This is a genomic window from Novosphingobium organovorum, assembly GCF_022832435.1.
Lineage (GTDB): Bacteria > Pseudomonadota > Alphaproteobacteria > Sphingomonadales > Sphingomonadaceae > Novosphingobium > Novosphingobium organovorum.
Map to the genome: position 1 here is coordinate 1 of NZ_JALHLF010000131.1, position 8,307 is coordinate 8,307.

10 protein-coding genes are annotated in these 8,307 nt (G+C 66.8%); 5 read left to right on the top strand and 5 right to left on the bottom strand.

Features of this window, described 5'->3' with window-relative positions:
• The first annotated feature begins 195 nt into the window (after positions 1-195).
• Positions 196-594 carry a hypothetical protein gene (locus tag MTR62_RS18620; protein ID WP_244023761.1) on the top strand — a complete coding sequence of 133 codons (399 nt, stop codon included), beginning with the start codon at positions 196-198 and terminating at the stop codon, positions 592-594.
• 132 nt (positions 595-726) lie between these two features.
• On the opposite strand, the gene MTR62_RS18625 is transcribed toward MTR62_RS18620, so the two are convergent.
• Entirely contained in the window at positions 727-975 is a 249-nt protein-coding gene (locus tag MTR62_RS18625; protein WP_244023763.1) for a hypothetical protein, read from the bottom strand.
• A gap of 180 nt (positions 976-1,155) precedes the next feature.
• On the opposite strand from MTR62_RS18625, the gene MTR62_RS18630 reads away from it, so the two are divergent.
• Positions 1,156-1,566 (top strand): hypothetical protein, encoded by a 411-nt coding sequence (locus MTR62_RS18630; protein WP_244023764.1) that lies wholly within the window; start codon positions 1,156-1,158, stop codon positions 1,564-1,566.
• A 7-nt stretch (positions 1,567-1,573) separates the two neighbouring features.
• Here MTR62_RS18630 and MTR62_RS18635 read toward each other — a convergent pair whose 3' ends face one another.
• Complete coding sequence (locus MTR62_RS18635) at positions 1,574-2,350, bottom strand: IclR family transcriptional regulator domain-containing protein (protein WP_244023766.1); 777 nt, start codon at positions 2,348-2,350, stop codon at positions 1,574-1,576.
• 115 nt (positions 2,351-2,465) lie between these two features.
• Here MTR62_RS18635 and MTR62_RS18640 point away from each other — a divergent pair, with 115 nt between their 5' ends.
• From MTR62_RS18640 to pcaF, 3 genes are read left to right on the top strand one after another with little or no spacing between them, the layout of a single operon-like run.
• A complete protein-coding gene (locus MTR62_RS18640) occupies positions 2,466-3,149 on the top strand; it encodes a 3-oxoacid CoA-transferase subunit A (RefSeq protein WP_244023768.1) in 684 nt (227 codons plus the stop codon).
• 13 nt (positions 3,150-3,162) lie between these two features.
• Positions 3,163-3,819, top strand: a complete 657-nt coding sequence (locus tag MTR62_RS18645; RefSeq protein ID WP_244023770.1) for a 3-oxoacid CoA-transferase subunit B — start codon at positions 3,163-3,165, stop codon at positions 3,817-3,819.
• Between the two features lie 27 nt (positions 3,820-3,846).
• Positions 3,847-5,055, top strand: coding sequence for a 3-oxoadipyl-CoA thiolase (gene pcaF, locus MTR62_RS18650; RefSeq protein WP_244023773.1), 1,209 nt, complete (start codon positions 3,847-3,849; stop codon positions 5,053-5,055).
• 220 nt (positions 5,056-5,275) lie between these two features.
• Here the strand turns inward: pcaF and MTR62_RS18655 are convergent, their stop codons facing one another.
• The 3 genes from MTR62_RS18655 to MTR62_RS18665 all read right to left on the bottom strand — a co-directional run.
• Positions 5,276-6,091, bottom strand: a complete 816-nt coding sequence (locus tag MTR62_RS18655; protein ID WP_244023775.1) for a ferredoxin--NADP reductase — start codon at positions 6,089-6,091, stop codon at positions 5,276-5,278.
• A gap of 376 nt (positions 6,092-6,467) precedes the next feature.
• The gene (locus tag MTR62_RS18660; RefSeq protein ID WP_244023776.1) at positions 6,468-8,006 is read right to left on the bottom strand and encodes a PepSY-associated TM helix domain-containing protein; all 1,539 of its coding nucleotides are present in this window, start codon (positions 8,004-8,006) and stop codon (positions 6,468-6,470) included.
• A partial coding sequence (locus MTR62_RS18665) for a hypothetical protein (protein ID WP_407672709.1) occupies positions 7,999-8,307 on the bottom strand: 309 nt, incomplete at its 5' end. The genes MTR62_RS18660 and MTR62_RS18665, both read right to left, overlap by 8 nt.

The window sequence follows — 8,307 nt, forward strand, 5'->3', positions numbered from 1 at the left end:
ACAGCATTCAGTCGAGCTTTGGGCAACGTCTCCTAACCACCCATCTGGGCCGGCGAGGAGCCTAGACGGCAAGGGAAACCGGACTGACGGCTCCCCGGCACGTCAATTCGGCCCTTGAGTGACCAACTTGGGCGCATTCGGGCTGGTCGCGCGCGCACCATTGCGGAGCTGGGTCTACCAGTCCAAACCATAGGAATGACTCGTCCCGACGAAAAGCAACGCCGAATGGAAGTGCGCCGCTCTGTCGGCAACAGGAAGGTGCCTGGGCCGGATGTCGTGCCTTACCATCGCGGCGCAGACTATCTGATCGCACATGCTTGCTTTGATTGCCGAACGACTTGGAAGCGTTCCGGCGATCGTGAACATACTTGTCCAGAATGCGGCAACGCGCTTGCTTTGATGGGGCGCACCTTTCGCACACCAGCAAAGCGCGAAGATGACCAATGGGAAAAGGCTCGCAGGTTATGGGCAGCCGGTTTTCGTTTCTGGAGCTATCGCAGCTTTCCCGAGGCAGAACCTTTCCCTGAACAACTTCGTGAAGTCGATGCCTTTATCGCGCGGAACACTGAGCATCCGATGAGGACCAAAACTTAAGCCCGCATGCCTTCACCTTGGCTGCTGGTCGATCCGGTTGGCAAGGTATAGCGGACTGACCGCTGCCAAGAGCGCCAAATCGGCCATCGAACGACCAACAGGGGCGCTAAACGGCCCAGTGCACGCGCGCCCTTAGCTTCCCCGCTGTCGTTGGAAAATGATGTTAGAAAGCGCGGGCACAGCCAGCATGACGTCGAAGACGCCAATCGCGCCGATACCGATCACAAGCATCTCGGCGGTGGCGTCAGATAGGTCGCGGGTCGCAGGCATCACGGTTCCCGCAAATGCCGCGCCACGCGAAATCATTATTGCAAGTCCACCGGAAGCGATGAGCTTTATGGGGGCGACCTTTCCTTGTACGAAATATGCGATGACGGCCAATGGCAGTATTGCTTCCCTTGGGCCTTTGTCCGTTTTGGCGTCCGTTCGAATTTTCGCCGGAGTGGCTCGCCTTGAGGACGGATCGATGCGCGGTGCCTTGCTCTTGTCACGATCCGGGCGTAGAAGTTGCGAATGAATCGCAACAAGCGGCATGAGGGACGATCAGCAAAGGACCATTCGATGACCTGCCATTTCCCTTCGCCCCGTTTCGATACCAGCGTAAACAGTGCCTTGCTCGTCGAGGCGGCCCGGTGTTGGCGTCAGGCGCGCGATGGCGGGCATCCGGGGCAGCCCGGCCTGTTTCCAGTTCTTTCCGCCCACGATTGCGAGATGCTGGTCCCGGTCTTCGACAGCCTGATGGGGCTGTGCGAGGACGCGCTGGGGCGGCCGGTCGCGGTGGGAGAGGGGGCCTGGCTCTCCGACGATGAGCGCATGCTGATCGGGCTGATCGACGGCTCGATGCCGCGCGGGGCCTGCATTGCCTGCGCGCAAGGGGCAGGCTCCGCGCTCGATTGCGCGATCTGTTCGGTGCGGATCATGATGGGACTGCCCGTGCCGCACACCCTCGGTGAACGCCCGCCGCGCCCGTAGCCGCCCGTCAGACGAGGGCTTCCAATTCGCGCGCGGCGCGGCGCAGGACCGGCAGATAGCGCGAATGCAGATCGGCCATCGCCACGCGGGCCGATTGCGTGCCGATGTTGAGCGCGGCGATCGTGCGCCCGGCCTTGTGCACCGGCACCGCGACCGAGCGCAGCCCCGGCTCCAGCTCCTGATCGACGATCGCATAGCCATCCTCCGCCACCTTGCGCAGCACGCCGAGCAGGGCGCCGGGTGAGGTTTGCGTCGTCGCGGTCAGTTCGCGCATCGCGGTGCGCGCGAAATAGGCTTCCTGCCAGGAGCGTTCCTGCCCGGCGAGCAGGATGCGCCCCATCGAGGTGCAGTAGAGTGGCAAGCGGCTGCCGACCCTGAGCGCGATCGACATGATCCGCGAGACTTCGGCGCGCGCGATATAGGTGACCTCGTCCTCCTCGATCACCCCGAGCGAGCAGGATTCGTGCAGGTCGTCGCGGATCGCATCGAGGATCGGCTGCGCGCGCACCGCCAGCGTGCTCGACGAGAGATAGGCGTATCCCAGCGACAGCACCTTGGGGCGCAACTGGTAGTGAACCCCCTCGCGCGCGACGTAACCCAGGCGCTCCATCGTGTGCAGGCAGCGCTTGACCGCCGGGCGGCTGAGACCGGTCAGCCGGCTCGCCTGGGCGATCGTCATCGGCTGCCTTTCGTCGGCAAAACAGCGCATCACCGCAAGTCCGCGGGCCAGCGAGGTCATGAACTCGGGATCGCCCCTCGCGTCCATCTCGGACAGTTCGCGCATGTTTTGCCTCCAAGGGTGAACGATAATCGGACAATAACACGGTTATCGGTTGACGCAAGCCAGAGCGGGGCGAATGAGGAGAGCATTGAAGCGGCAAGACGGGAGAGCAGTTCCGGTGATCGACAAGACAGTGCCCACGGTCGAGGCGGCCGTGGCGGAAATTTCGGATGGCGCCTCGGTGATGATTGGCGGGTTCGGCACGGCGGGGATGCCCGACGAGCTGATCGATGCGCTGATCGCGCGCGGCGTGGGTGATCTCACCATCATCAACAACAACGCCGGCAATGGCGAGCACGGCGTCGCCGCGCTGATCCGAGAGGGGCGGGTGCGCAAGATCATCTGTTCGTTTCCGCGCCAATCGGATTCGCACCACTTCGACGCGGCTTTCCGTGCGGGGAAGATCGAGTTGGAGCTGGTCCCGCAGGGCAATCTTGCCGCGCGCATCCACGCTGCTGGCGCCGGGCTCGGCGCGATCTTCACGCCGACGGGCTTTGGCACGCAGCTGGCCGAGGGCAAGGAAACCCGGCTGATCGACGGACGCCACTACGTCCTTGAATACCCGATCCAGGCCGATTTCGCGCTTATCAAGGCCGAGCAGGGGGATCGCTGGGGCAACCTCGTCTACCGCAAGACCGCGCGCAATTTCGGTCCGATCATGGCGATGGCGGCGCGGACCACGATCGCGCAGGTGCGCCACATCGTGCCGCTTGGGGCGCTTGATCCCGAAGTGATCGTGACGCCGGGCATCTTCGTCCAGCGTGTTGTCGAGAGCGCGCCCGCGCTCGCCGCCGTGGCCTGAAAGGAGAACCGGCATGAACCGTCTCAACCGTGACCAGATGGCCGAGCGCGTGGCGCGCGACATCCCCGAGGGCGCTTACGTGAACCTGGGGATCGGCCTTCCCACCAAGGTCGCCAACTACCTGCCCGCTGACCGCGATATCTTCCTGCAGAGCGAGAATGGCCTGTTGGGCATGGGGCCTGCTCCGGCCAAGGGCGAGGAGGACTGGGAGCTCATCAACGCGGGCAAGCAGGCGGTCACGCTGCTGACCGGCGGCTGTTTCTTCCACCATGCGGACAGCTTCGCGATGATGCGCGGCGGCCACCTCGACATCTGCGTGCTGGGCGCGTTTCAGGTCTCGATCCACGGCGACCTTGCCAACTGGCACACCGGCGAGCCGGGGGCGATTCCGGCGGTGGGCGGCGCGATGGATCTTGCCATCGGAGCCAAGCAGACTTTCGTGATGATGGAGCTGTTCACCAAGCAGGGCGCGTGCAAGCTGGTCGAGGCCTGCACCTATCCGCTGACCGGGCTTGGCTGCGTTTCGCGGGTCTATACCGACATGGCGGTGTTCGACCTGGGGGTGGACGGCGCGAAAGTCGTCGAGATGGTCGAGGGGCTGACGCTGGAAGACCTGCGCCAGAGCACCGGTCTTACGCTCACCCTCGCCAACGAGATCGAGGCCGCCTGAGCGCGGCGGACGAGAGGATCAGGAACGATGACACACGCCTTTATCTGCGACGCGGTGCGCACGCCGGTCGGTCGCTATGGGGGGGGGCTTGCCCGCGTGCGCGCCGATGATCTCGGCGCGGTGCCGATGGCCGCGCTTCTGGCGCGCAACCCTGGCCTCGATCCCGCCGCGATCGAGGAAGTGTTCTACGGCTGCGCCAACCAGTCTGGCGAGGACAACCGCAATGTCGCGCGCATGAGCCTGCTGCTGGCGGGCCTTCCGCACACGGTGCCCGGCGTCACGCTCAACCGGCTGTGCGCCTCCGGGCTCGAGGCGATCGGGCAGGCCGCGCGCGCCATCGGCACCGGGGAAATGGCGCTGGCGCTGGCGGGCGGGGTGGAAAGCATGTCGCGCGCGCCCTTCGTGATGGGCAAGAGCGAAAGCGCTTTCGGACGCGCCCAGACGCTTGAGGATACGACGATGGGCTGGCGCTTCGTCAACCCCGCGCTCGACGCGCTCTACGGTACCGAGACCATGCCGCGCACCGGGGAGAACGTGGCCGAGGATTTCGGCATCAGCCGCGCCGATCAGGACGCTTTCGCGCTGCGCAGCCAGCAGCGCGCCGCCGCCGCGCAGGCCAAGGGCTTCTTTGCCGAGGAAATCGTGCCGGTCACCACGCCGGGCCGCAAGCGCGGTGAGACGGCTCTGTGCGACACCGATGAGCATCCGCGCCCCCAGACCACGATCGAGGCGTTGCAAAAGCTCAAGGGCCTGTTCGGAGCCGAGAGCACCGTCACCGCCGGCAACGCATCGGGTATCAACGATGGCGCGGCGGCGATGATCGTGGCGAGCGAGGCGGCGGTCAAGGCGCACGGACTGACCCCGCGTGCGCGCATCCTGGGCCTCGCCTCGGCCGGGGTGGAGCCGCGCGTGATGGGCATGGGCCCGCTGCCTGCGACGCAGAAGCTGATGGCGCGGCTGGGCCTTGCGATCGGCGATTTCGACGCGATCGAACTCAACGAGGCTTTCGCCAGCCAGGCGCTGGCGGTGCTGCGCGGGCTCGGCCTTCCCGACGATGCGCCGCACGTCAACGCCAATGGCGGCGCGATCGCGCTCGGCCATCCGCTGGGCATGTCGGGCGCGCGCATCGCGATGACGCTGGTGCACCAGCTCGAGGCGAGCGGGGGCAAGCGCGGCCTTGCCACGCTGTGCATCGGGGTGGGCATGGGCCTCGCGCTCGCGGTCGAGCGGGTTTGAGGAACAAATAGGACAAGGGGCTACCGCCCCTTGTCTCCCCGGCTGTCGCCCCCGCCGCTCTCGCGTCACCCTGGCGTGACAAGGTGGGCCAGACAGTCCGGGAAGGCCGAGGGCAATGGCCCTTGGATTACCTCTTTTTCCTGTTCCACTTTGCCGGAAACGAAAGCGGCCCCGCACAGGCTGTGCGGGGCCGCTTTCGTCTGGTCTCGGAGTGTTCAGCTCAGTCGACGAAGGCGCGTTCGATCACGAAGTCGCCCGGCTTCGAGTTCGAGCCTTCGGTGAAGCCGATGCTTTCGAGGTAGGCGGCCTGGCCCTTGATCATGTCCATCGAGCCGCACAGCATAACGCGATCGGTCTCGGGGTTGAGCCTGGCTTCGCCGCCCAGGCCCTCGAACAGGCGTCCGCTTTCGATCAGGTCACCGATGCGGCCCTGGGTGTGGAAGTCCTCACGCGTGACCGAGGGGACGTAGGTGAACTGAAGCTGCGCCTGATCGCCGACCAGCGGATCGTCGGCAAGCCTGGCTTCGAGCGTCTCGCGGTAGGCAAGGTCGCTCACCTGGCGCACGCCATGGACGCAGATGACCTGCGAGAACATCTCGTAGACGTCCGGATCGCGCGAGAGCGACATGAACGGGGCAAGCCCGGTGCCGGTCGAGAAGAAGAACAGGCGGCGGCCCGGCAGCAGCGCGTCGGTCACCAGCGTGCCCACGGGCTTGCGGCCGAGGAAGATCTGGTCGCCGGGCTGGATCTTCTGCAGGCGCGACGTCAGCGGGCCGTCCTGCACCTTGATCGAGAGGAATTCGAGCTCCTCGTCCCACGAGGGGCTGGCCACCGAGTAGGCGCGCAGCAGCGGGCGGCCGTTGTCGCCCATGAGGCCGATCATCACGAATTCGCCCGAGCGGAAGCGGAACGTGGAGGGGCGCGTGATCTTGAAGCTGAACAGACGGTCGTTCCAGTGGTGCACCGAATTGACCGTTTCGACGGTCAGGGCCGCGGTGGGCTCGAGCACCGGGGCTTCGGCAGTAGGTTCGCTCATCGTCTTACTTTCCTCGGTATGCGCAATCAGGTGTCAGGTCGGTCCGCCGGTGCCCGGCGAGAGGCGGTCAGGCCAGGCGCGGGAACGGACGGAAGCGGCTGGGTCGCGGCCAGGCGATCGCATGGAGCGCGGCTCGACCCAAGTCTTTGTCGTGCGTCAAGCGCAAGATCGCGTCGCGGTCAAGCTTTGGCGCGGGTTGGCGGGGTCGAAATTTGCTTGCCGATCCCAAACGTTTTCTAACAGCCCCTCGATAAGAGCACGAAAAGCGGCGTTTTTCGCGCTCTGGTGAGCGGTCTTGCGGCGTGTTGCGGTGCGGCGACAGGAGCGGCGGCGCCGAGGCTTTCGCTCCGTGCCGTCCTCGCGCAGGCCGCGTGGATCATGTCGGATTTGCGATTCGTTCGCAAGTGGGGCGTGGGCGGGCGAGCCGGCCCAGTTCGGGCAGCGCCAGCACCAGCCCGCCCAGAACAAGCGCGGTGTCGATCACCAGCGAGGGCACCGGCAAGGGGCCGGCAAGCAGCCAGTGGACGAGCCCGGTCAGCGCCATCATAGCGGCGAGCGCCTGGCGCAACCAGTCTGACAGGCGGGGCGAGGGCGCCAGCGCGGCGGCGATGCTTCCCGCGACCAGCGCGCTCCAGAACACGCGGGCGAGCGGCGCTTCGGGCCCGGCCGCCATGCGCAGCCAGAAGGCGAGGACGAGCAGCAGCGGGCTGCCCCAGATCGTCACCGCCCACAGCGCCTCGAGCCGAGGGCTGGCGAGCCCGCGCGCGCGCCGCTTCATCAGCCACAGCGTGGTTCCGGTCGAGATGACGACGCACAGCGCCAGCCCGAAGACGAGGTAGGCCAGTTCGACCGGGCGTCCGCCGAACGATCCGAAGTGCACCCGGTAGAGCGAGGCGGCGGCCTGCTTGCCTAGCGCGCCGTCGGAAAGGCCGAGCGTCGAACGGAAGTGCCCTGCGCCGTCGAACAGGTAGGTTTCGCCATAGATCAGCCGCTGGGGTTCTTCGGCGAGGATCTGGATCTGCTGGCCGGCGGTCCCGGTTTCCTCGATCGTGACGTAGGAGATCGGCAGGCCGGGGCGGTGGCGGCCCATCCAGTCGAGCGCGCGATCGACGCGCGGGGCCGGTGCGGGCCGGGGATCGGCGGCGGGATGCGCGCCGTAGATCGGGGCGTAGGCGGCTTCGAGGTCACCGCCGTGGCGCGCGCTGGCGTCAGCCTGGAACACCAGCTGGCCCAACCCGATCACCGCGCCGGTCAGCCCGAGCGCGAGGATAAAGGGCAGCAGCCAGACCCCGAACCGGTTGTGCATATCCGCGCGCGAGAGCTGGGCGCGGGCGCGCAGGCGCATCCGGAAAGCGTCGCGGAAGATCCGCGGATGGGCCAGCACCCCGGTCAGCGTCGCGGCGCAGAGCATCGCGCCGATCGTGCCGGTCAGCACCATGCCCCAGAACGCGGGCAGGTTGAGGTAGTAGTGCAGGAACAGGACGAATTCGGTCCAGGCGTGCGCCTCGGGCCGGTCGTAGGAACCGTCGGCCTCGACGTAGTTGGCGCCGTTGTCGGTGGTCACCACCACGCGCGGCAGGCCCGCGGTCGGCATGTGGACGTAGGCGTGATCGGTCGGCTTGCCCTGCCGGGCGAGCGTGGTCTCGATCGCGCGTTGCACGGCTTGCGGGGAGATCGCGGTCATTTCGGGCGCGCCGGGTTCTTCCCAGCGCTGCAGGTCCTGCTGGAACACCGCGAGCGCGCCTGACAGGCAGACCAGATAGAGCAAGCCGCCGATCAGCAGGCCGAGCGCCGCATGGCCTGCAAGCGCGCGCTGTACGAAGCCGGGCTGATCGGGGGGGGATCCGGCACCTGGCCCGGAACGGGAGCGATCCTCGCCGCGCAGGAGGGCAGAACGGTCGGGCGTGTCAGGCATGAAAAAGTGTCACCAAGGTCAGGATTCCCGACAGCGCGAGGACGAGCGCGGGCAGCAGCCGCGCGCGCCAGTCGCTGCGTATCATCTGCCAGGTGGCGAGGGCAAGCCAGGCGAGCGGCATTGCAAAGAGCGCGAGCGCGAGCGCGTTCGCCTCGGCCATTCCGGCGGCCAGCGCCAGCATTTCGATCGCGAAGGCGAAGCCGAGCGCGGCAAGCGGGTCGAGCAGGGCGACCATGGCGAAGGTCGCTGAGCGCCGGGCGAGATCCTTTGGTGCGATCGGCGGGGCGCGTCGCTCGGGCAC